At 69.2% G+C, this 21,395-nt stretch carries 18 protein-coding genes and 1 pseudogene; 10 read left to right on the top strand and 9 right to left on the bottom strand.

The genetic code is table 11. The features are described 5' to 3' along the window. The first annotated feature begins 125 nt into the window (after positions 1–125). From C7T91_RS13925 to C7T91_RS13915, 3 genes are all read left to right on the top strand, one after another. A complete protein-coding gene (locus tag C7T91_RS13925) occupies positions 126–860 on the top strand; it encodes an NYN domain-containing protein (protein ID WP_108259770.1) in 735 nt (244 codons plus the stop codon). Between the two features lie 1,506 nt (positions 861–2,366). Further along, the gene (locus C7T91_RS13920; protein WP_108259769.1) at positions 2,367–2,744 is read left to right on the top strand and encodes an HIT domain-containing protein; all 378 of its coding nucleotides are present in this window, start codon (positions 2,367–2,369) and stop codon (positions 2,742–2,744) included. Positions 2,745–2,873: 129 nt separating this feature from the next. Next, positions 2,874–3,941, top strand: coding sequence for a linear amide C-N hydrolase (locus C7T91_RS13915; protein ID WP_108259768.1), 1,068 nt, complete (start codon positions 2,874–2,876; stop codon positions 3,939–3,941). Positions 3,942–3,948: 7 nt separating this feature from the next. On the opposite strand, the gene C7T91_RS13910 is transcribed toward C7T91_RS13915, so the two are convergent. The 3 genes from C7T91_RS13910 to C7T91_RS13900 all read right to left on the bottom strand — a co-directional run bounded on the left by C7T91_RS13910 (position 3,949) and on the right by C7T91_RS13900 (position 6,264). Further along, entirely contained in the window at positions 3,949–4,491 is a 543-nt protein-coding gene (locus C7T91_RS13910; RefSeq protein ID WP_108259767.1) for a hypothetical protein, read from the bottom strand. A gap of 122 nt (positions 4,492–4,613) precedes the next feature. After that, on the bottom strand, positions 4,614–5,150 hold the full coding sequence (locus C7T91_RS13905) for a hypothetical protein (RefSeq protein ID WP_108259766.1): 537 nt from the start codon (positions 5,148–5,150) through the stop codon (positions 4,614–4,616). Positions 5,151–5,325: 175 nt separating this feature from the next. Then, entirely contained in the window at positions 5,326–6,264 is a 939-nt protein-coding gene (locus C7T91_RS13900; RefSeq protein ID WP_108259765.1) for an ABC transporter ATP-binding protein, read from the bottom strand. A gap of 107 nt (positions 6,265–6,371) precedes the next feature. Between C7T91_RS13900 and C7T91_RS13895 the strand changes: the two genes are divergently transcribed. The 4 genes and pseudogenes from C7T91_RS13895 (at position 6,372) to parE (ending at position 13,445) form a co-directional block, all read left to right on the top strand. After that, a complete protein-coding gene (locus C7T91_RS13895) occupies positions 6,372–6,581 on the top strand; it encodes a zinc-finger domain-containing protein (protein WP_108259764.1) in 210 nt (69 codons plus the stop codon). A gap of 830 nt (positions 6,582–7,411) precedes the next feature. Continuing rightward, entirely contained in the window at positions 7,412–9,046 is a 1,635-nt protein-coding gene (locus tag C7T91_RS13885; RefSeq protein WP_108259762.1) for a hypothetical protein, read from the top strand. Between the two features lie 1,587 nt (positions 9,047–10,633). After that, positions 10,634–10,817 (top strand): annotated as a pseudogene (locus tag C7T91_RS35715) (hypothetical protein); the annotation flags it as partial. A 669-nt stretch (positions 10,818–11,486) separates the two neighbouring features. After that, on the top strand, positions 11,487–13,445 hold the full coding sequence (gene parE, locus C7T91_RS13870) for a DNA topoisomerase IV subunit B (RefSeq protein WP_108259760.1): 1,959 nt from the start codon (positions 11,487–11,489) through the stop codon (positions 13,443–13,445). Positions 13,446–13,514: 69 nt separating this feature from the next. Here the strand turns inward: parE and C7T91_RS13865 are convergent, their stop codons facing one another. From C7T91_RS13865 to C7T91_RS13855, 3 genes are all read right to left on the bottom strand, one after another. Beyond that, positions 13,515–14,585, bottom strand: coding sequence for a type I restriction endonuclease (locus C7T91_RS13865; protein ID WP_108259759.1), 1,071 nt, complete (start codon positions 14,583–14,585; stop codon positions 13,515–13,517). A 50-nt stretch (positions 14,586–14,635) separates the two neighbouring features. Continuing rightward, positions 14,636–15,364, bottom strand: a complete 729-nt coding sequence (locus C7T91_RS13860) for an ABC transporter ATP-binding protein (protein ID WP_108259758.1) — start codon at positions 15,362–15,364, stop codon at positions 14,636–14,638. A gap of 1,259 nt (positions 15,365–16,623) precedes the next feature. Beyond that, complete coding sequence (locus C7T91_RS13855; protein ID WP_108259757.1) at positions 16,624–16,923, bottom strand: CcdB family protein; 300 nt, start codon at positions 16,921–16,923, stop codon at positions 16,624–16,626. 97 nt (positions 16,924–17,020) lie between these two features. Here C7T91_RS13855 and C7T91_RS13850 point away from each other — a divergent pair, with 97 nt between their 5' ends. The 3 genes from C7T91_RS13850 (at position 17,021) to C7T91_RS37890 (ending at position 17,977) form a co-directional block, all read left to right on the top strand. Further along, on the top strand, positions 17,021–17,233 hold the full coding sequence (locus C7T91_RS13850; RefSeq protein WP_108259756.1) for a hypothetical protein: 213 nt from the start codon (positions 17,021–17,023) through the stop codon (positions 17,231–17,233). 137 nt (positions 17,234–17,370) lie between these two features. Next, positions 17,371–17,568: a DUF1127 domain-containing protein gene (locus tag C7T91_RS13845; RefSeq protein WP_108259755.1), complete on the top strand. Its 198-nt coding sequence runs from the start codon at positions 17,371–17,373 to the stop codon at positions 17,566–17,568. 91 nt (positions 17,569–17,659) lie between these two features. Beyond that, positions 17,660–17,977 carry a M10 family metallopeptidase C-terminal domain-containing protein gene (locus C7T91_RS37890; protein WP_108259754.1) on the top strand — a complete coding sequence of 106 codons (318 nt, stop codon included), beginning with the start codon at positions 17,660–17,662 and terminating at the stop codon, positions 17,975–17,977. Positions 17,978–18,270: 293 nt separating this feature from the next. Here the strand turns inward: C7T91_RS37890 and C7T91_RS13835 are convergent, their stop codons facing one another. The 3 genes from C7T91_RS13835 to C7T91_RS13825 all read right to left on the bottom strand — a co-directional run bounded on the left by C7T91_RS13835 (position 18,271) and on the right by C7T91_RS13825 (position 21,295). Beyond that, complete coding sequence (locus C7T91_RS13835) at positions 18,271–19,248, bottom strand: Bug family tripartite tricarboxylate transporter substrate binding protein (protein WP_161555895.1); 978 nt, start codon at positions 19,246–19,248, stop codon at positions 18,271–18,273. A 92-nt stretch (positions 19,249–19,340) separates the two neighbouring features. Then, on the bottom strand, positions 19,341–20,843 hold the full coding sequence (locus tag C7T91_RS13830; protein ID WP_108259752.1) for a tripartite tricarboxylate transporter permease: 1,503 nt from the start codon (positions 20,841–20,843) through the stop codon (positions 19,341–19,343). Then, positions 20,843–21,295 (bottom strand): tripartite tricarboxylate transporter TctB family protein, encoded by a 453-nt coding sequence (locus C7T91_RS13825; protein ID WP_161555894.1) that lies wholly within the window; start codon positions 21,293–21,295, stop codon positions 20,843–20,845. The genes C7T91_RS13830 and C7T91_RS13825 overlap by 1 nt, the downstream gene beginning before the upstream one ends. Positions 21,296–21,395: the final 100 nt, after the last annotated feature.

Genomic DNA, 21,395 nt, shown 5'->3' with positions numbered 1-21,395 from the left:
TCGCAAGGACGTGGCGCGCTGTGCGGTGCGGGCTGTGGCATTTGCGACAGGGCAGCGGCTGCGGGCGGGTGTTCAGCGCCGGGCCGGCGCGCTAGACAGGGGCGTCCCTCAACTGGAAGAGCCCGATGCCAGACGACCGTTCCAAGCTACTCGCCGTCCTGATCGACGCCGACAACGTGCCCGCCAGCTATGCCGAGGCGATATTCGAGGAGATCACCTCGCTCGGCGAGGCCTCGGTGCGGCGCATCTACGGCGATTTTGCGCGGGAGGGGCTGAAGACCTGGGCCAAGAAGCTGGCGAAGCTCGCCATCGTGCCGATCCATTCGCCCTCGAATACCAAGGGCAAGAACTCCTCGGACATCAGCCTGGTGATCGACGCGATGGACATCCTGCACCAGGGCCGGTTCGACGGCTTCGTGCTGGTCTCGTCGGACAGCGATTTCACCCGGCTCGCGAGCCGGATCCGCGAACACGGACTCGATGTCTACGGGATGGGCGAGCAGAAGACGCCCGAAGCCTTCCGCATGGCCTGCAAGCGCTTCATCTATGTCGAGAACCTGGGCGATGACGGGGCCTCCGAGGAGCTGGCGGCCGAGCGCGGAGAGCCCGCCCCCGCGCCGAAGCGCAAGCTGGCGCCGAATGACGCGCGCTCGCTGGTGCTGCGCGCGATGGAGGCGATCGACCAGGATGACGAGTGGTATTCGCTGGGCCAGATCGGCCAGCACATCACCGCGGCCAACCCGGATTTCGACCCGCGCACCTATGGCAAGAAGAAGCTGACCGAGCTGATCGCCGAGCTGCCGATCCTGGAATTGCGCCGCGGCGCGGGCAACCAGTGGGAAGCGCGCCGGCTTGATTGAGGCGCCGAGGGGTGAGGGTGCGGGAGAGGGAGACCCTCTCCCGCACCCTCACCTGCCGCTCCAGCTGGCCGGCAGGGAGTGAGGCCGGGCCTTCCCGACCGGGCGACACGCGCGGATTGCGCCAGCGGCATGCGGCGGGAGCTGGCAAGGCGCAGCCTCCCGGCCGAGCGCGCAGAGGCTTCTTTGCACAACTAGGGTCCGTGGGCTTGCCTTCGTGACGCCAATGCAATGGCTGGATCACGGACGGACCTGCTGGCCCAGTGCCCGGCAGACGGGGGATCGCCGCCGGCACCGCTGGCGAGCCCTGCGGGAATGGACGCGCCTCGGCCTCGGAGCGGGGGCCACCGGTGCGGCAGGGTGGGGGGATGCGCCGGATCAGGAAGCAGTCCGGGAGCCTTTTTTCCGGCGCCCGGATGACCGTCGCGACGCCGCCTCTGCAGCGGGTGATGTCCGCCAGGGAACGGCTTCGGACCGATGGCAGCAGGACGCCGCAACAGACCGGGAGGCGGGACAGCCCGGTTCGTCCAGACATCCGAGGCAAGATCCGGAGGAGGTTTTCACGATGCAGCTCCTATCTCGATCTTGCACCACGGGGATCGCCGTTCCGGTCTCGCCAGAGCGCCCGGCCGAGTTGGCTTGATGTCCGCAGGCGTCCGTCGCGCGCCAGGGGTCCGGCGATTCCGGTCTCGGGTGCCGTGCCTTGCGGCGGGGCGACAGGGATGATGTTGCACCGCTGCACCGCCATCCGCTGACTTGGAAGGCGGTTGCGGAGCTATTTGCCGAGAGGGGCGGCAGCCTCAGCGCTCTCCCCGCCCGCCGCCAGTCCGGGCAAGCAACTCCGCAGCATGCCTCGCGGCTTGCCCGGACTGGCGGCGGAACAAGACATGCCCTGCGGATCTGCTGGCTGAAGGGGAGCTTGATGGTCAGGCAGGCCTGGGTTGCAGTCGCGGAGGAGGATGCGGCCCGTCCGCCCCTCCAACCCTCTTCCGGAGGATGTGCCGTTCTTGCGGGCCGTGCCAAGCACCCCGTGCGTGTTTGGCAGCCCCCTGTTTGGCAGCCGCAATCTTCGGATCGGCGGCGGGGGCTTCGAGCGGACATGCGCTCGGCCTCTTGGCGCGGCCTCCGATGGCGCCACGGGCCGGAAGGCCGGGTCAGAGAGCCGCAGGCGCTCCGGCCCCGGGCCTGAATTCTCCTGGCTTGATCTTCCAACCCCGTGCCGCCAGCCCCCCGCGGATCGCCCGCCATGGCCAGGAGCGAGCACCCGGACCCCATGGTCCGGGAGAGCCTCCGGACGCGTGCCATCTTGTTGGCCGGTGCGGCGGCGGCGGCCAGCTTCGGCTGGCGCGCCGCAAGACCGGGGGGGGGTAGCGGTTGGGGTGCGCGCCGGTCCTGCCCGGCACGGGGCAGGGCGCCGCAGCGGTCGCCATGGCCCGCGCGCTTGACATCCCCCTGGAGCTCGCGACAGACCTGTGCGCAGATCCTGACCTGACCGGAGAATGAGCCGCGATGAGCTATCCCTATGACGACCAGAACATCTTCGCGAAGATCCTGCGCGGCGAGATCCCGAACAAGACGGTGATGGAGACCGAGCACACGCTGGCCTTCTCCGACATCGCGCCGCAGGCGCCGCATCACGTGCTGGTCATCCCGAAGGGCGCCTACGCGACCTATGACCATTTCGCGCTGGAGGCCTCGGAGGCCGAGATCGTCGATTTCACCCGCACCGTCGGCAAGATCGCGGCGGAGCTCGGCGTGCAGCCCGGCAAGGACGGCACCGGCTTTCGGCTGATCTCCAATGCCGGGCCGGACGCGATCCAGGAAGTGCCGCACATGCATGTGCATCTGGTGGCGGGCCGCCCGCTGGGGCGCATCCTGGCCGAATGACGCGCCCGGCGCTCACGCGGATGTGAGCGCCCTGCGGCTGCGGGTCCGGTGGCCTGCGGCTGCCTGCGCGCCATGATCGGAGCCGGAAGCGCCGCCGCGACGTCCGGCGGCGCGACAGGAGGTTTCCCGATGACGCGCCCATTTTCTTTCCGCCGCTTCCCCCTGATGGCCTGCACCGCCGCGCTGGCGCTCGGCGCCACGCTGGCCGATGCCTGCACGCGGCTGGTCTATCTCGGTGCCGGCGATACGGTGATCACGGCACGCTCGATGGACTGGAGCGACCAGATCCTGACCAATCTCTACATCCTGCCGCGCGGCATGGAGCGCTCGGGCGAGGCCGGGCCGAACTCGATCCGCTGGACCGCGAAATACGGCTCGGTCGTGGCGACGGGCTATGACGTGTCGACCACCGACGGGGTGAACGAGGCCGGGCTGGCGGCGAACCTGCTGTGGCTGGCGGAATCCGAGTATCCGGAATTCGGCGAGGACTCGAAGCCCGGCCTGACCATCGCCGCCTGGGCGCAGTATGCGCTCGACAATTTCGCCACCGTGGCCGAGGCGGTCGCGGCGCTGGAGCAGGAGCCCTTCACCATCGTCACCGACACGGTGCCGGGGCAGGACCGGCTGACGACGCTGCACCTGTCGCTGTCGGATGCGTCCGGCGACAGCGCGATCTTCGAGTATCTCGGCGGCAAGCTGGTCATCCATCACGGCCGCGAGTTCCAGGTGATGACCAATTCCCCGAGCTATGACCGGCAGCTGGCGCTCGACGCCTATTGGCAGGAGATCGGCGGCACGGCGATGCTGCCCGGCACCTCGCGGGCCGCGGACCGCTTCGCCCGGGCGTCCTTCTACGTCAACGCGATCCCGCAGGACACCGATCCCGACCGCGCGCTGGCCAGCGTCTTCGGCGTGATCCGCAACGTCTCGGTGCCGCTCGGCATTGCCACGCCCGAGCGGCCCGAGATCAGCTCCACCCGCTGGCGCACCGTGGTCGACCACAAGCGCGGGCTCTATTTCTTCGAGAGCGCCCGCACGCCGAACACCTTCTGGGTGCGGCTCGGCGATCTGGATTTCTCGGCGGAGACCGGCCAAGTGATGCGGCTCGAGCTCGGCCCGGAGCAGGACCGCACCTTCTCGGGCAACGCGGCCGGAGACTTCGTCCCGGCCGCGCCGTTTCCCTTCCAGGGACTCTAGCGGGCGCTCACGCCGCGCGGGCCTTGCGGCGGCGCGCGCGGGTGATGGCCAGCGCGCCGATCGCGGCAGGCAGGGCCAGCCCGGCCGCAGGCAGCGGAACCGGCGTCGCGGAAAGCTGGGTGAAGGTCACCTTGGAGGCGGGGCTGATGTGGTAATCGCCATCGTCGGACAGCCCGGCATAGATGCCGTCATGCGAGGTGGTCCAGAACATCAGGGAACAGCAGCCGGCGTCCGCGCCGGTTCCGTCCGGACCATGTGACCTGAAATCGGCTGCGGCAACTTGGCCGCCGCTGACGATCCACAGGTTTTCGATGCCGCCGGCGGTATAGGTTCCGAGGCCGTAGCCGCCTGAGTTCAACGTCACCTCGATCCGCGTCGCATCCACGACCGTGGTATGGGTGTGCTCGCGCAGGCCATAGATCGTGCCCTCGACCTGGTTGCCGGTCAGCGCGTCAAGGAAGCTGAAGCCGAAGGTATAGGTGGTCGCCTGGGCGGCGCCGCCGCACAGGGCAACGACCCCGGCAACCGCCAGGGGGAGTGTCATCTTCATCGAAATGTCCTTTGGATAGAGGTCTTTGCCTCCTGCGGAGGGTGCCGGAACTCTCCCCTGCCATGGCGCGCCAGGCAAGTTCAATTTCGGTTCAATTTAGCTCCGGGGGCCTCTGGGGCAGATCAGGGTCCGGCAAGGCCCACGCGGCTGCGGAACGCGCGCCGGCTGCACGGGGCGCCCAGCATGCGGAGTGCCGCTGCCAGCGCCAGGACAGCCCTTGGCAGCGGCACTTCCGCAAGCGGCGTGAAGGTTGCCTGGCAGCGCATGCTGAAAACGACGCTCCGCGGGGAGCCGGTCAGTGCGCCGGCGATCAGGGACGTGCTGAGGTTGAAGGTCGCGCCCCCCAAGGTGCAGCATGTCACGTCCGGCGATGTGTTGTCCTGGCCCCAGGACACGGCATTGGCGCGCGTCACGGCGCCGTCAGCGACTGTCCAGATGTTGAACCTGGGGTCGCCGGAGCTGCCGAAGTCATAGGTGCCGACGCCATGGCTGCCCGAGCTGTAGGTGATTTCCACGCCGACGGCGGGGCCGGCGGCATTGTCCTGGCGCCCGTGGACGACCCCCTCGACATGGATCAGCTCCTGCCGCGGATCCACTGTGGCGGGCGAGGCACTGTCCCGGAAGGAGGACTTGAAATCCAGCGTATCGGCTTCGGCCATGCCGCATGTCGCGGCCATGCGAGCGGGAAAACATCTCCGGGAATCGTGGCACGCAGAGCTCCTTTCCGGAAACCGGCTTCCGGAGGCAAGGAAGCGCCAATGCCACGATCGTGGAACAGTACCGCCGAAAGCCAAAGCCCTTCCGGTGCGGCACGGTGTTGCGCAAGGCCGGGGCTCAGGCCGCGGCAGGCTTGCGGGTGAGGGCGAGGAACACGTCCTCCAGATCGGCCTCTTCGGTGCGGACGTCGCGGATATGGATGCCCGCATTGCGCACCGCTTCGAGGATCGCGCCCGGGGCGGTGCGGCTGCGGCGGTAGTCGAAGGCGATGGCGCCGCCGGGGCGGGTGGTGACCTCGACGCCGTCGATGGCGGGCAGGGCCGCGGGCGCCTCTTCGGGCTCGATCACCAGCGTCTTGGCATCGAGGCGGCCCAGCAGGTTCGGCGTGGTGTCCTGCACGATCAGCTCGCCCTGGTTGATGATCGCGATCTCGCCGCACATGTCCTGGGCCTCTTCCAGGTAATGCGTGGTCAGGATGATGGTCATGCCCTGCTCGTTGAGGCGCCGCACGTTGCGCCACAGCATCTGGCGCAGTTCGATGTCGACGCCCGCGGTCGGCTCGTCGAGCACCAGCACATGCGGGGCATGGACCAGCGCCTTGCCCAGCAGCAGCCGCCGCCGCATGCCGCCGGAAAGCGTGCGCGAATAGGCGTCCGCCTTGTCGGTCAGGCCGATCAGCTCGAGGATCTCGTCGGTCCGGCGCTGGCTGCGCGGCACCCCGTAGAGCCCGGCCTGCACGTCGAGCGCGCCGCGGGCCGAGAAGAACGGGTCCATGTTCAGCTCCTGCGGCATGACCCCGATCGAGGCGCGCGACTGGCGCGGGTTCACGTCCTGGTCGAAGCCCCAGATCCGCACCGTCCCGGCAGTCTTGTTGACCAGCCCGGCGAGGATGTTGATCATCGTCGATTTTCCGGCGCCGTTGGGGCCGAGCAGGCCGAAGATGGACCCTTGCGGGATTTTCAGATCGACGCCTTTGAGGGCTTCCTTGGCCGGCTGTCCCTTCTGCGCAGCGTAGGTCTTGCGCAGTCCTTCGATCTCGATTGCGTTCTGTGACATCCTGGCCTCTAGTATAGCTGAAGGGACCGCTTGCCCGGCAGGGACCGTTCCCGTAACCCCGACCTAAGCGCATCGGCGCGCCCCGGCAAGCAGGAGGAGTGCACCCCATGGCCATCAGACCGCCCGAGTTCCAGATCACTTCGGCCCATCGCGTGGCCTGCGACGGCGGCGAGGGCGCATTGGGACATCCCCGCGTCTGGCTGACGCTCGACCCCGACCGCGGCTATGTCGAATGCCCCTATTGCGACAAGCTCTATGTCGAGGAAGACCGCGCCCAGGCGGTGCTTGCCAGCATGGGGATGAGCCAGGCGGGCTGAGCCGGGACGGGCAGGCGAAGCCTTGTCCCGCAGAAGGTCATCCTTCTGCAATCCTTGCCTCATGTGATTGCGCAGGGACTTCGGGACGTGGCAAGGCGGGGCGGGCTTCAGGCTCCGGCCGCGGCAAGGGGCTCTGGCCGGCCTGTCCGTGAGGCAGGGCAGACGGCCAGATCGTCGCACGGCCGGACAGCAATGGGGTCCAGGCGGCAGCGACGTCCGGCGGCTCGCGTCTGATCGATGGATCGAACGAGGTCCATGACTGGCTTGGCATCAACATGGATGCCGACGACAGGGGCGTCCGACAGGCCGCGACGGGAGACAGCGGAAAACATGCATGGCATGCGGGCTTCCTCAAGCATGCGCAGACGGTCCATGCGTCCGTGTCCGGCATGCCGGAGCCGCCCAAGCTGATCATCGGCCACTCGCTGGGGGCAGCGTCGGCGCAGATCGTGGGGGCGTCCCTGTGGGGCCGACGATCGGTTTCGCCTCGCCGCTGACGCAGCGGATCCGCGCGTTCAAGAAGGCGGAGCGGCCGAAGGGCAGGCATTGGGTCCTGAACATCCAGCGCGCCGATGACTTGGTCTGCGGCCTGCCGCCAAAAGGTCTGGGCTTTGCGCATGTCGGGAATGTGCTCGCCATGAGCCCGAAAGGTAAGACCGCATGTCTTTTCCGATCGGCGCGCTGCCGGGGGCGGACCGCGCGCCCTCCGGGATTCCGGCACGGCGGCGGCCGGGTCCGGCCATGTTGTGCCCGGGACCTTCGCAGCGCTTGGCCTCCGCCCGGCCGCGGTGTAGCCTCCGGGCCGGGACGCGACGGAGGAGACCGGGCCCTTGCTGAAACACCTGACCTTCAAGGCCTTCACCGAGATCACCAAGACGGCGACGATCACGGTGGACCAGCATGGCGGCCGCGCGAAATGCCTGCAGCGCCTGGTCCGGCTCGACATGCCGGTGCTCACGACCGTCGCGCTCAGCTTCGAGACCGTCCGCCATATCGCGCAGGGCAAGATGACCGATGTCGAGGCGATCCTCGATTTCTTCGGCGAGACGCCGCTGGTCTCGGTGCGCCCCTCCGCCGAGGGCGCCGACTGGGGCGGGCCGGGCGCGATCCTCAATATCGGCATGAACGAGCGCCGCCATGCCGTGATGGTGCAGCGCCGCGGCGAGGATGCCGCCAATGCCATCTACCTGCGCTTCATCCATACCTATGCCGTGCAGGTCGCCCATCTCGATGCCGATCTCTTCCCGCCGGTGCAGCGCCCGGCGCGCTCCGACGTGGCCGAGGCGCTGCGGATCTACGAGATGGAGACCGACGAGCCCTTCCCGGAGGAGCCGGCCGAACAGCTCGCAGGCGTGCTGCGCTCGATGGCGCGGGCCTGGGAAGGCACCTCGGCGCGGTTGCTGCGCAAGGCGCGCGGCGCACCGGAGAATGCCGGGCTCGGCCTCGTTGTCCAGCGCATGGCGCTCGGCGTCGGCAAGGACGAGAGCGGCTCGGGGGTGATGCAGTTCATCAATTCCACCACCGGCAAGGCGCAGATCACCGGCCGCTACATGAGCCAGAGCCAGGGCCGCGATGCACTGGCGCTGAAACATGCCGCGATCTACCTGACACGCGACCCGCGCGGTCCGTCGCTGGAGGAACTCGCCCCCGAAATCTTCGACCAGCTGGTCGGCCTCGGCGAATTGGCCCGCGCCAAGCTGCGCGAGGAGATGCAGATCGAGTTCGTCATCCAGGAAAGCACGCTCTGCGTGATCGATGCCGTCCGGGTCCGCCGCACCGCCCGCGCCAATGTCGAAATCGTCGTCGGGCTGGCGCAGGACCGGATCATCACCCGCGACGAGGCGCTCCTGCGCGTGCCGCCGCGCTCGCTCAACGAGCTGATGCATTGGCAGGTCAATCCCGAGGCCGAGCGCCGCGTGCTGGCCGGGGGCATCGCCGCCAGCCCCGGCGCGGCGGTGGGCAAGCTGGTCTTTTCCTCGACCCGGGCCCAGGCGCTGGCCGCCCAGGGCGAGCGCCACCGGCAGCCCGGAGCGGCATCAGGCGATCGCGCGGCCGAAGCACGGGCGGGGCATGGTCCCGGCGCATTCCCCGCAGTTCCCCCGTCCCGGGACCGGCAGCGCGGCCGGCGGACGGGCTGCCCCAGATGTCCCGTCTCCGCCAAGGGCGGAGTTGAGGGCAATTCGGGGCCGGCCCCAGACGCAGTGGCCATGGAACAGCACACGCCCGAGGAAGCCTCTGCAATGGCCGAAATCCGGCTCGGACGGAGGCTGCAGCCGATCCGGGCGTCCGGGATGCCGTTTCTGCTCCGGGTGTCTCGGCCGGATTGCCAGGTCGGCACCGGCGCAGCCGCGCCCAAGGCCGGGCGCTGGCGGCCGGACGCGGCGACAGCGTCAGGGGCCGGAAAGCCAAAACCGGGCTGTGCATCGACGGCACACGGACTTCCGGAGAAATCGGCGCGGCCCTAGCTCCCTCATCGCCGCAAGAACCGGCCCGCCTGGGGCAAACGCCCCCGCACACGGCAGCCGAGGGGCACATCAAGGAAGCGGGACACCCCCACCGCCTTGCAGACAACCCAGCACTGCTTCGCTGCGGACGGTTTCCCGCCGATGCACGGGCCGGAATGCGTCCCCCCGCAGAGATTAAGCGAGACGAGCGCCTGCCGAAGCAGCGCCCAAAACGGTTCCGGCCTGCGACAGGCGGTCGGGCGGCAAGTGTCGGCTGGGGACGCGCCGTTCCAGGAACCTCCGGTCTGCAACTTCCACGGGCTTGCCCTCATCGGCAGGGACAAAAGACGCAGTCCCGGACATCAGCGGGTACAACTGCCGATCCAGAGGCAACGGGCAAGACGCCCGTCTCGGCGGCCGCACGCTTGACCGTTTGCCCGGCGGGCATGCCGATCGCAGGCAAAGAACGCTCTTTGCGCAGCACGGGATGCACTCCACAGCGGCGGCGCGCGGGCGCAGACATCCCCAAGAATGCGGCGCGGCGGGCGAGCAGCCGGAGGTGTTGCAGCTCAAGCAGGACTGGTCGGCATCGGGGCACCGCAGGGAAAGGCCCCCGGACGCAGGTCGACACCCTGGCCGCCCCGAACGGTGCAATGCGTTCGCACGGCCAGCCTTGAAACGAGGGACCAAGTCTGGCCATCCGTCTGCAAGCCCGGCGCCTCGTTTCCTGGCGGAAGCTGCAGCGAAGGCGCTGCTTGACGGACGCTATCCGCCGGCGCCGGAGGATCACGCGACATTGCTCCGCCCCGATGCCGTCAAAGGACGCCCGCGGCTCTTCTTCGGCGTGACCGAAAACCGCTGCCCTGTTACCGGTGCCTGTCATCGGATGTTGTCCGCCGATTTCCGCTCCGGAAGTGCCCGGCGGTTCAGTCGCCCGCGCGCTGGCGGAGCGCATTCGATGCCAGCCATCCCGTTTCAACGCCGCACGGACCGATCGCGGCCGTCACCCGTCAGGGGCGTGGCGAGGCGCCGTCATCGCGACCGCGCCGGACATGCCGGCGCCGCGACGGGATCGAAAAACGGCTCCCGCCGCCGCCATGTCCACAACCGCCGGGTGCGGCTGGGGCCTGCGCACCCTCCGGGCCCCTGCCCGGCCGTCCTGTCACGCTGCGCGAAGATCGCGGCAAGAGGCCTCTTTCGGACCAGGCCGCTGCGCACAAGGGTCGCCCTGCCTTGCACTCCGGATCGTCCGGGCGGCTGTCCGCAGCGGCAATCGCCCGAGCAACACGCCATGCCGTTCCGGCAATCCTCCAAGTATCATCAGCCGGGCATCCGCCGCCTGCAGCGTCTTCATGAAGCGCCCGGCCTGTGCGGTCCGCCCATCCGCTAGTGCGGACCGGCGTGACCTCATGCGGATTGCCGCGGCGGCCCACCGGCCCGGAGACCCCATGTCCGGCGGGAATGCGGCGATGCGGCACCGGCGCTTGCCGGGACCCGCGGACGCGCTTCCGTCTGCCAGGCACCGATCCGGACCGGGCTGATCCTGCCGTGGCGGTGCCGGACCGGCGCCATCGCGGCGCCGTCGGTTCGGGCCCGGCGGCGCGAGCTCCACGGCAGCACCGCACCAAGCTTCGCAGCGCCAAGCCGATCGGACGCCTCAACAGGGAGGTGAAGCGCCGGGCGGACGCCGCCGGCGTTCGGGCAGTCCCCCGGACCGGTGGCAGCCATGGCCTCGCTCCCGGATGGCGCCTCGATCATGCGCCTCACCGGCACCGTCCTGTTCGGGCAGAACGGCGCGCATGGACCATCTCGTCCTTGCAAGGGATGTCCGTGACAATGGGGATGCCGGTGCTTGCCGTCGTGCATCCGGCCTGTTTGCGCGGCGTTGCCGCCGCCGGCCTTGACGGTTTCCGCGGTTCGGCGGCCAGTCAGATGGACGATCTCATGCAGGCCCGCATCGTTCCAGGGACCTTTGCGGACCCGCTTTTGCCCGGGTCTGCCATCATCGCATGTTTCCCTCGCAAGCCAGCGCCGCCATGCGGGCGGCGCTGATCCCAGTCAGGCGGCGGCCATGAATGCCGCCGGAGGCCTGCAGGCCTCTTCGCGCCGGATCATGGCCCGGAGCGCCCGCGCCGTCTTGTGCGCGACGGCCACCGGGGCCACATTTGCCGGGCGCCTCCCGATCAGGGCCTGCAGCCAGGGCCGCGGTGTCGATCCGCGCCTGAAATGGCCTGGGGGCAGGGCGGCTGGACCGGCGTGACCGGCGCGCTCTGCGCCATGCTGGGCGCCGCGGCGGTGATCCGGCTGCGCAGCCCTGCCGCCTGACCGGCCTTTCCGCAACGGAATCGCCTGCCAAACCGGCATCTGCGGAACTCGGTTGCATCCGCGGAATGCGGCCCCTTTTCCCTCCCCCCCAATTAGCCTATCCTGACCGTCGAACTACAAGACCTAGGGGCAACCGATGGCCGACGATCTCCTCTCCGCGACCCAGACCGATACCTATGACGCCTCCTCCATCGAGGTGCTCGAAGGGCTGGAGCCTGTCCGCAAGCGCCCCGGCATGTATATCGGCGGCACCGACGAACGGGCGCTGCACCATCTGGTCGCCGAGGTGCTGGACAACTCGATGGACGAGGCGGTGGCGGGCCACGCCAACCGCATCGAAGTCGAGCTGCAGGCCGACTATTCCGTGACGATCCGCGACAACGGCCGCGGCATCCCGATCGATCCGCACCCGAAATTCCCCGGCAAATCGGCGCTGGAGGTGATCCTCTGCACGCTGCATGCGGGCGGCAAGTTCTCGGGCAAGGCCTACCAGACCTCGGGCGGCCTGCACGGCGTCGGCGCCTCGGTGGTCAACGCGCTGTCGGATTTCATGCGCGTCGAGGTGGCCCGCAACCGCGAGCTCTATGCGCAGGAATTCGCCCGCGGCATCCCGCAGGGCCCGGTGCAGAAGGTCGGCCAGGCGCCGAACCGCCGCGGCACCTCGGTGACCTTCCATGCCGATGCCGAGATCTTCGGCGACAAGCGCTTCAAGCCGGCGCGGCTGTTCAAGATGGTGCGCTCGAAGGCCTATCTGTTCTCGGGCGTCGAAATCCGCTGGAAGACCGCGATCGACGACGGCGAGACCCCGAAGGAGGCGGTGTTCCACTTCCCCAACGGCCTCGCCGACTTCCTGGCCGAGACGCTGGGCAGCGCCTCGACCTATGCCGACCGGCCCTTCGCGGGCAAGGTCGAGTTCCAGGAGAAGTTCGGCGTGCCGGGCTCGGTCGAATGGGCGATCAACTGGACGCCGTCGCGCGACGGCTTCATCCAGTCCTACTGCAACACCGTGCCGACCCCCGAGGGCGGCACCCACGAGACCGGCTTCTGGGCGGCGATCCTCAAGGGGCTGAAGAGCTACGGCGAGCTGGCGGGCCAGAAGAAGGCCGCCTCGATCACCCGCGAGGACCTGATGACCGGCGGCTGCGCGCTGGTCTCGTGCTTCATCCGCGAACCGGAATTCGTCGGCCAGACCAAGGACCGGCTGGCCACGACCGAGGCCGCGCGGCTAGTCGAGGGCGCGGTGCGCGACCGCTTCGACAGCTGGCTGGCGGGCGACACCAAATCCGCGGGCGCGATTCTCGATTTCCTGATCCTGCGCGCCGAAGAGCGGCTGCGCCGCCGCCAGGAAAAGGAGACCGCGCGGAAATCGGCCACCAAGAAGCTGCGCCTGCCGGGCAAGCTGGTCGACTGCTCGCAATCCCAGCGCGACGGCACGGAACTGTTCATCGTCGAGGGCGACTCGGCAGGCGGTTCGGCCAAGATGGGCCGCGACCGCAAGACCCAGGCGCTGCTGCCCCTGCGCGGCAAGATCCTCAACGTGCTCGGCGCGGCCAGCTCGAAGATGTCGGCGAACCAGGAGATCTCGGATCTCTGCCAGGCGCTCGGCGTCGGCATGGGCTCGCGCTTCAGCATCGACGACCTGCGCTACGACAAGGTCATCATCATGACCGACGCCGATGTCGACGGCGCGCATATCGCCTCGCTGCTGATGACCTTCTTCTTCTCGCAGATGCGGCCGCTGATCGACCATGGCCACCTGTATCTCGCCTGCCCGCCGCTGTTCCGGCTGACCCAGGGCGCGAAGCGCGTCTACTGCCTCGACGAGGCGGAGCGCGACGAGTGGCTGGCGAAAGGCCTCGGCGGCAAGGGCAAGATCGACGTGTCGCGCTTCAAGGGCCTGGGCGAGATGGACGCCAAGGACCTGAAGGAAACGACGATGGATCCCGGCTCGCGCAAGCTGATCCGGGTGTCGATCGACGAGGACGAACCGGGCGAGACCGGCATCCTGGTCGAGCAGCTGATGGGCAAGAAGCCCGAGCTGCGCTTCCAGTACATCCAGGAGAACGCCCGCTTCGTCGAGGAACTCGACGTTTGAGGGGGCCGGGCGGCGGGCGTCCCCTGGCGCCCGGCCGGCCGCATCCGGCGGGGCGCCTCCGCAGCCTGCTCAGGCATAGGCCCGGATGACGTCCTCCAGCTGGTCGGCGAAGCGGTAGAGGTCCTCGGGGCCTGCCACCTTGTGCTTCGCCTCGGTCTTTTCCGGGTCGAAGATGCCGACATGGCGGGTGGTTGCCGAGTTGAAATAGAGGCGGCAGATCGGCTTGCGGTTGTTGTTGTCCATCAGGATGGCGCAGTAGCTGCGGGCGTCGCGGATGGCGATGCGCTCGACCGGCACGAGGCGCGCGGCGATGGCCCGCACGATCAGATGGCCGGAAATCTCGTCTTCGGTGGTGACGATGCCGTCATCGTCCTCCGCGGCTGGTTCCTGCGGGGCGGGTTCGGGTTCGGGGGCAGCCTTCTTCTCGCCGCTGAAGGTCACGCCGAGCTTGTCCTGGATCCGGTCGCGGATGACCTCGTCGAGCGCTGCCTGCACGGCAGGCTTCAGCTGTTCCGCGACGTTGCGGGTGATCGAGCCCTCGTGGATCTGGCGCCCGGCCAGCTTGATGAAATCGTCATCGGGATCGTCGAGCTGCTTCCTGAGGTAGTTTGCCGCCGCCCGGGTGTATTTCAGGTTCGACGCGGCCTCGACGATGGCGTCGATGGCGAAATTCGGCTTCTGGAACCGGGCCAGTTCCTCGACCTGCGGCTTGTCGAAATTCTGGAAATCGAACTTGAAGAACGGCCGCGCGTCCATCTTGTTCGGTTCGTCCGTGTCGGAGAAGAACCAGGCCTCGCGCCCGTTCGTCAGGATCGCCAGCCTTGCCTCGGTCACCGAGAAATATCGGAAGAGCTGGTTGAATTGGATGTCGCCCAGCTTTGCGTTCACCGGCTTGCATTCGACGAGCATGGCGATCTTTCCGTCGATCTTGACGGCGAAATCGACCTTCTCGCCCTTCTTGGTGCCGACATCCGCGATGAATTCCGGGATGACCTCGTCAAGGTTGAACACGTCGAAGCCGAGCGCCTGCAGGAAGGGAAGGATGACCGGGGTCTTGGTGGCCTCTTCCCTCAGGGCCTGCCGCCCGGCGAGCTTGGAGCGGCTGGAGAGCTGCGCAACGCGTTCGTGGAAGTCACTCATTTCAATGACCCTTTCGGCAGGAACGGCGTCTGCCGATTGGGCGGTCAACTTTATGCAACTTGCTGAAATACATTCACATTTTCTTGCCCTTCGGCCGGGTCGGCGGGGCCATGCGATGCGGAGGCGGTGCCGCCCCGTCCGCGCCCGGGCCCGAGAAACGCGGGCGGGCATGGGGTCCCCGGCACGCGCCGCGTGGTCGCGCCGGTCGCGCTGTTGACCTCGGTCAGCGCCTCGAGCACGCGGATGCCGGTGGCGCTGTCGAGCGCGCCGGTCGGCTCGTCGCAGAACAGCAGGTCGGGGCGCTTGGCGATGGCGCGGGCAATGGCGACGCGCTGCTGCTCGCCGCCCGACAGCTGGGCGGGGAAGTGGTCGCGGCGCGCGGCGAGGCCGACGAGATCCAGCGCCTCTTCGGGGCGCATCGGATCGCGGGCGATCTCGGTGACCAGCGCCACGTTCTCGAGCGCAGTCAGGCTGGGGACGAGGTTGTAGAACTGGAAGACGAAGCCGACATAGTCGCGGCGGTAGCGGGTCAGGCCGCGCTCCGAGAGCCGGGTCAGCTCCTGGCCGCGGAACCAGACCTGGCCGGAGGTGGCGGTGTCGAGCCCGCCGAGGATGTTGAGGAAGGTCGACTTGCCCGAGCCGGAGGGGCCGAGGATCACGGTGAACTCGCCGGGGGAGGCCGCGAAATCGACGCTGCGCAGCGCCTGCACTTCCAGCGCGCCGCTGCGGTAGGTCTTGCCCAGCCCCGCGGTCCGGATGATGTCGCCTGCTGCCGCCATGTAGCGCTCCCCCGCCGGGCAGTCTCGCTCCGGATGGTCGGCCTGTCCCTGACCTGCGTCAACAGTCAGGGAGAGACGTAGGTTACCGGACATTGATGCGCCGGTCACCATCCGGCGGAAATTTGGCCTAAGATCACACTTATCCGCCGTCATTGCGTCTGCGGGCGCGCAGAGCGGCCGGACATCGCAGCAGGGTCAGGCCGCCGTGCTGTCCGCTGGCGGGCGGGACCGGGACGGCTCAGGTCTGAGGCGGGCAAAGGCCGTGTCCTGCGGGGCAGGATCCGCTGACGGTGCCGGGTCCCCCTTGACCCGCTGGACGGACCAGCCGCCGGGCCGCGCTTTGGCGGCCCACCGTTTCCGGTTGTCCCGGCCGGCCCGGCTCTCGGGATGCCGCCATGGCCGGGCCGTGCGACGCGGGGCTACGGTCTCCGGACCAGCGGTCCCGAGGGGGGCAGGAACGCCGCACCGTCCGGATGCCTTCCGGTTCGTGGTCACGATGCGGATTCGCCCGATCGCGATGGTTCCGGCTTGCACGTCCGGCCTGACCGCCGGAATGCGGCTGATGGCCCGACCCGTGCTCCGGGGTATCCGCGCACCATGGGTCGCGGTCGCTTGTGCGCCGGCCTCGTCCGATCCCTTCCGGCTGCGCGGGGCGTTGCTGCGGCCGCCGCGGAACGGCGGCCGGAAAAAAGGGCTGCAAGGCGGAGATTGGCCGCGCCCAGACGGTGTGCTCCGGCCGGGCGATCGCGCATTGGCGGGGATGTCGGGGCCCGCGCCCCGAACGGCTTCGGGTTCGGGCAACGCGGGGCCGGCATCACGTCCCGGAGATGACTTCGGCAACAATGCCGCGCGAACCGGACCGTCGGAGAGCTTGGCTGCCCCAGCGCCTGGTTGCAGGACTGCCGGTCGGCGGTCCTGTCGGTCGTCTCCGGAGAACTGCCCATGCCATCCGGCTGCTGCATTTGAGTCACAGGGCGCCCCCGATCCCCTGTGTCCAGCAAAGTCCGCCCGCACAGCCAAGACCCTGTCACCGGCGGAGCGCCGGTGGGCCTTGCTCCGATGCGATCCGGTTGGCGCAGGCCGGGAACTGCCGCTTTCCTGCGCGGCCCGCCCGTCGCTTGGGGCGTCGGCTCGGCTCCTGCCGTCTGGCCGCAACGCGCACAGGCACCGCATTCGGAGGGAGGGTGCGTCACGTCCGCTACGGGCGTGACGCAAACAGGTATCGCGGGCCGGGCGCTGCAGGCGCTCCGGAGCCGTGATCAGAACCCCGAGACCAGCAGGTCCACCGCCGCGACGATCTCGTCCCGCCAGGCGGCGGCACTGCCGGTGACGGGGCCGATTTCGCGCGCGGGGATGGCGACCATCTGCGACATCAGGATGACATGCGGCACGCCGCCGAGGCGGACGGGGATGTGCAGCTTCGGCACCAGCGCGCCCCATTCGGCCCGCGGCAGCACCGGCGCGCAGAGCACATAGGGCGTGTCGACGCCAAGATCGGTCTGCACGCGGCAGATCAGGTCGCGCCCGTCGCGGGTGCGGTGGATATCGCCTTGGGCCATGCCGGTCAGAAGCGGCGGAACCGCGCGAGGGTGGGGCCGGAGGCCTCGAGATGGCGGGCCTCGTCGTCGAGTCCTGCCCGGGCCGAAGCGGCCCAGGGTGGACCGCGCCGAAGCGGCGGTGCTGATCCGGCAGGGCGCGGCGCTGGCGGCGGGCGGCTACCTGCGGATCGACGTGCCGGACGGCGCCGGGCTGGGGGCCGATCTGGCTGCTCTCGGGCTCTTGCGGGAGCATGAGGGAACTGTCATGCAGCGCGGAGCGGTGCCCGTGTCCGGCAAGGTCTGGGGGCTGGCGTCGCAGGGCTTCGGCTGATCCCGCAGGGCCATGCGTCCGGTGCAATCCCGCTTGGCCGATCCGGCATTGGTGTTTTCAAACTGCGCAACATATGTGCATCCCGAAGGCAGGAATGATTGCCGTTTCTGCGATGTGAAAACCTTCGGAGCATTGCCATGACCACCGCTACCCTTGCAGCGCGCAAGCCGTCCTACACCCTGCGCGTCTACGAATCCCTTGCCGCCGGCTTCGCCAAGGCTGCCCGCGTCGAGAAGACCCGCCGCGCCCTGTCCGCCCTTTCGGACGAGACCCTGCGCGACATCGGCCTGAGCCGCGACGAGATCGACGCTGCCGCACTGCGCGCCGCCCGCTGAGACGGCGCGCCCCCGGAGCTCCGGGGACGGACCGTGACTACCTCCCGCAGCCTGCCTGCGGATGCCATCGGCGGTCCCCTGCGGGCCGCCTTTGTCGTTTCGGGCATCCCTCGACGGCGGCTTCGGTGCGGATACGCTGGCGGGCGGCGCCGGCGACGACCTGCTGACCGGCGGCGGGGGCGCGGATGTCTTCGTCTTCGCTCCGGGCGGCGGCCGCGACACGGTGACGGATTTCGACGCCGGGGCCGACCTTCTGGACCTGGCTGCCTTCGCCCTGGACGGCGAGACAGCGATTGACGTGGTCCGCGAAGGCGATGACCTGGTGATCGGCCTCGCCGGGTCCGGCGGCGCGGTGCTGCTGCGCGGAGCAGGCGGATTGGACCCCGAGGAGATCGGTTTCCTGCTCTGATCCGGACCGGGGAGCCGCTTTGGTTCTCCGGCTCTCCGCTCCGCCGGTGCCGCGGCGGCTGGCGGCGCCTCTGCATGGCGGCAGGGCCGCTTGCCATGGCACGCGCTCCGCTCGCCTTTCCGCTCATGGCAGGCAGCGGGGGCCGCTTCGCGGCCGAAGGACCGAAACGCCCCGCGCGCTCTGCGGTGGGGGACGGCGGAGCGTCCTTGCGCTCCGCAATCGGGCCTGCGCGCTGTGGCCCATGTGCGACGCAGGGACCGGGCGGCGGCAGGCCGCGGCCGCCCGGCGGGAGGTTACTGCGGTTCGATCCCGGTCACGTCCGCCAGTTCGCGGAAGGTCTCGGCCTCCCTGGCCAGCAGCGCCTCGAATTCCTCCGGCGCCAGGAAGGCCGGATCGCCGCCCTGTTCGATGATCTCGGCGCGGCGCGCCTCGTCTTCCAGCGCGTATTGCAGCGCGCCGGACAGCTTCGCGACCACCGGGTCCGGCGTGCCCGCCACGGCGAAGATGCCGAGCCAGACCGAGACGTCGAGCGGCACGCCGACCTCGCGCAGCGTCGGCACGTCGGGCAGCGAGGCGATCCGTTCGGGCCCCGAGACGGCGAGCGGGCGCAGCTGGCCCTGTTCGTAGAATCCCGACTGCCCCGAATAGCCCGAGGAGACCATCGTCACCCGCCCGGCGATCACGTCGGGGAAGGTGTCGCCGGCGCCCTTGTACTGCACCGGCGACAGGTTGGCGCCCGAGGCGTGCTTGAACATCTCGACCGTGTAGCTGATCGGGCTGGCCGGACCGCCGGTTCCGAAGGTCAGATCCTCGGGATGCGCCTCGGAATGCGCGATGAGATCGGCCATCGAGGTGAATTCGGAGGCCTGGCCGACCGAGAAGACATTGGCCTGGCGCAGCATGACGCCGATCGGCCGCAGGTCGTCCAGCGACACGCCGGGATCGCGGAAGGTGAAGGGGAACATGCTGACCGCGCTCGACTGGGCCAGCAGGGTGTAGCCGTCGGGATCGGACTGGGCGACATGGCGCGATCCGATCAGCGTGCCGCCGCCGGGCCGGTTCTCGACCACGATGGTCACGCCGAGATGCTCGCCCATCAGCTCGGCGGTCTTGCGCGCGGTGACGTCGGTCGAGCCGCCGGGGGCCGATGGCACGATCAGCGTGATCGGCTTCTGCGGGAAATCATCGTCCTGCGCGGCGGCGGCGCCGGCGAGAGCGGCGATGGCGGCAAGCGCGGACGCGGCGCCGAGCAAGGCGGTTCTGCGGTTCATGTCGGTTCTCCTCCTTCGGGATGTGCCCGGATCTCCGCCCGGGCTTCGAACGGCCCCGCCCCTCCTCCGGGCGGGCGGCCGCATGGGGGGCGTCAGGCGGTGCGCAGGGCGCGGGCCGACCGGACGGAACTCCAGGCGCCGAACAGGACGATCATCGCGGTGGCCGCGAGGATCGCGGCGCTGATCGGCTGTTCGACGAAATAGGCGAAATCCCCGCGCGAAATGACCATGGCGCGGCGGAAGTTCTCCTCGAGCATCGGCCCGAGGATGAAGCCGAGCAGCAGCGAGGTCGGCGACAGGCCGGCCAGCCGCATGAATGCGCCCGCCACGCCGAAGAGCAGCATCAGCCAGACGTCGAAGGGCGAGGCGGCGATGGAATAGGTGCCGACGCAGACGAACATCAGGATCGCGGGATAGAGATAGCGGTAGGGGATCAGCAGCAGCCGCACCCAGAAGCCGATGAGGCCGATATTCATCACCACGAGCAGGATGTTGCCGACCCAGAAGCTCATGACCAGGCCCCAGAAGATGTCGGGATGGTTGGCCACCAGCGTCGGCCCGGGGGTGATCCCCTGGATGATCAGCGCCGCGAGCAGCAGCACCATGGTGGCGCTGCCCGGGATACCCAGCGACAGTGTCGGGATGAACGAGGTCTGGTCGGCGGCATTGTTGGCGGCCTCCGGCGCGACGACGCCCTCGACGGCGCCCTTGCCGAAGCGCGCGCGGGTCTTCGTGACCCGCAGTTCCACCGCGTAGGAGATGTAGGCGGCCACCGTCGGTCCCGTCCCCGGCAGCGCGCCGAAGAACGCGCCGAGCCCGGTGCCGCGCAGGATCGGCCCGGCCGAGCGGCGCAGGTCCTCGCGCGTCGGCAGCATCGAACGGAAATTGACCTTGCCCGGCGTGACATGGCTCAGCGACAGGCGGCCGATCGAGCAGATCACCTCGGTGACGCCGAAGAAGCCCATCGCCAGGGCGATCAGGTGCACGCCCCCGGTCAGCTCGAGCGCGCCGAAAGTGTAGCGGTAGCTGCCTGTATTGGGGTCGGTGCCGATCAGCCCCAGCCAGATCCCGGCCGCCGCCATGGCGAGGCTCTTGAGCATCGACCCCGAGCCGATCGCGGAAGACGCGACCATGCCGAGGAGCACCAGCGAGAAATACTCCGCCGGGCCGATCTGGAGGGCGAACTTGCCCAGGGCCGGTGCGAAGGCCATCAGCACGACGATCCCGAGCGAGCCGCCGGCGAAGGAGGCGATCGAGGCCATGAACAGCGCCACTCCGGCGCGGCCGCTGCGCGCCATCGGATTGCCGTCCAGGCAGGTGACCGCGCTGTGCGGCGCGCCGGGGATGTTGATCAGGATGGCCGACACGCTGGAGCCGAAGCAGCTCCCGTAGTAGATCCCGGCCAGCATGATCAGCGCCGAGGCCGGCTCCATCACGAAGGTCATGGGGATCAGCATCGACATGGTGGCCAGCGCCCCGATGCCGGGGATGACCCCGACGACGATGCCGAGGAACACGCCGAGCAGGCAGTAGGCCAGGTTGACCGGCATCAGCGCGGTCTCGAGGCCGAGGGCGACATTCGCGAGCATGTCCATCAGAGCCTCCAATCGATCATCGGCAGCGTCAGCTGCAGCAGCAGCGAAAAGACGACATAGCAGAAGGCCGAGAGCCCGGCGGCCAGCATCAGCCGCCGCGGCAGGGGCATGCCGGGTTCGGCGGCGGTCGCGATGCAAGCCAGCAGGAAGACTGCCGGCAGCACGCCGACATGCGGCACGGCCAGCGCGAACGCCGCGATGGCCAGTCCCACGACGGCGAGCGGCCTGACCGGCAGCGCCAGGTCGCGCCCGCCGCTTTCGCGCCAGCCCTTGAGGCCGATGGCGGCACCGAGCGCCAGCATCAGCAGACCCAGCCAGAAGGGCACCATGCCCGGCCCCATCCGCCGCGCCGTTCCCATCTCGAGGTTGAAATATGCATGCGCCGCGATCATCGTGCCCATCAGCGCGATCACGATGCCGGCGGCGGCATCACGGTAGTTTCGGTCCAGCACTTTTTCCTCCCAACCGCCGCGGATCTCCCGTCCGCCCTGGCGTCGCGCAGGCATGTGCCGCCCGGTCCGTCCGCCCCGGAAACGCTCCTCCAAACGCTCC

This window comes from Mangrovicoccus ximenensis, assembly GCF_003056725.1.
Classification (GTDB): Bacteria; Pseudomonadota; Alphaproteobacteria; order Rhodobacterales; family Rhodobacteraceae; genus Mangrovicoccus; species Mangrovicoccus ximenensis.
The sequence above is the reverse complement of the archived record's forward strand: the minus strand, read 5'-3'. Positions and strand labels throughout refer to the sequence as shown.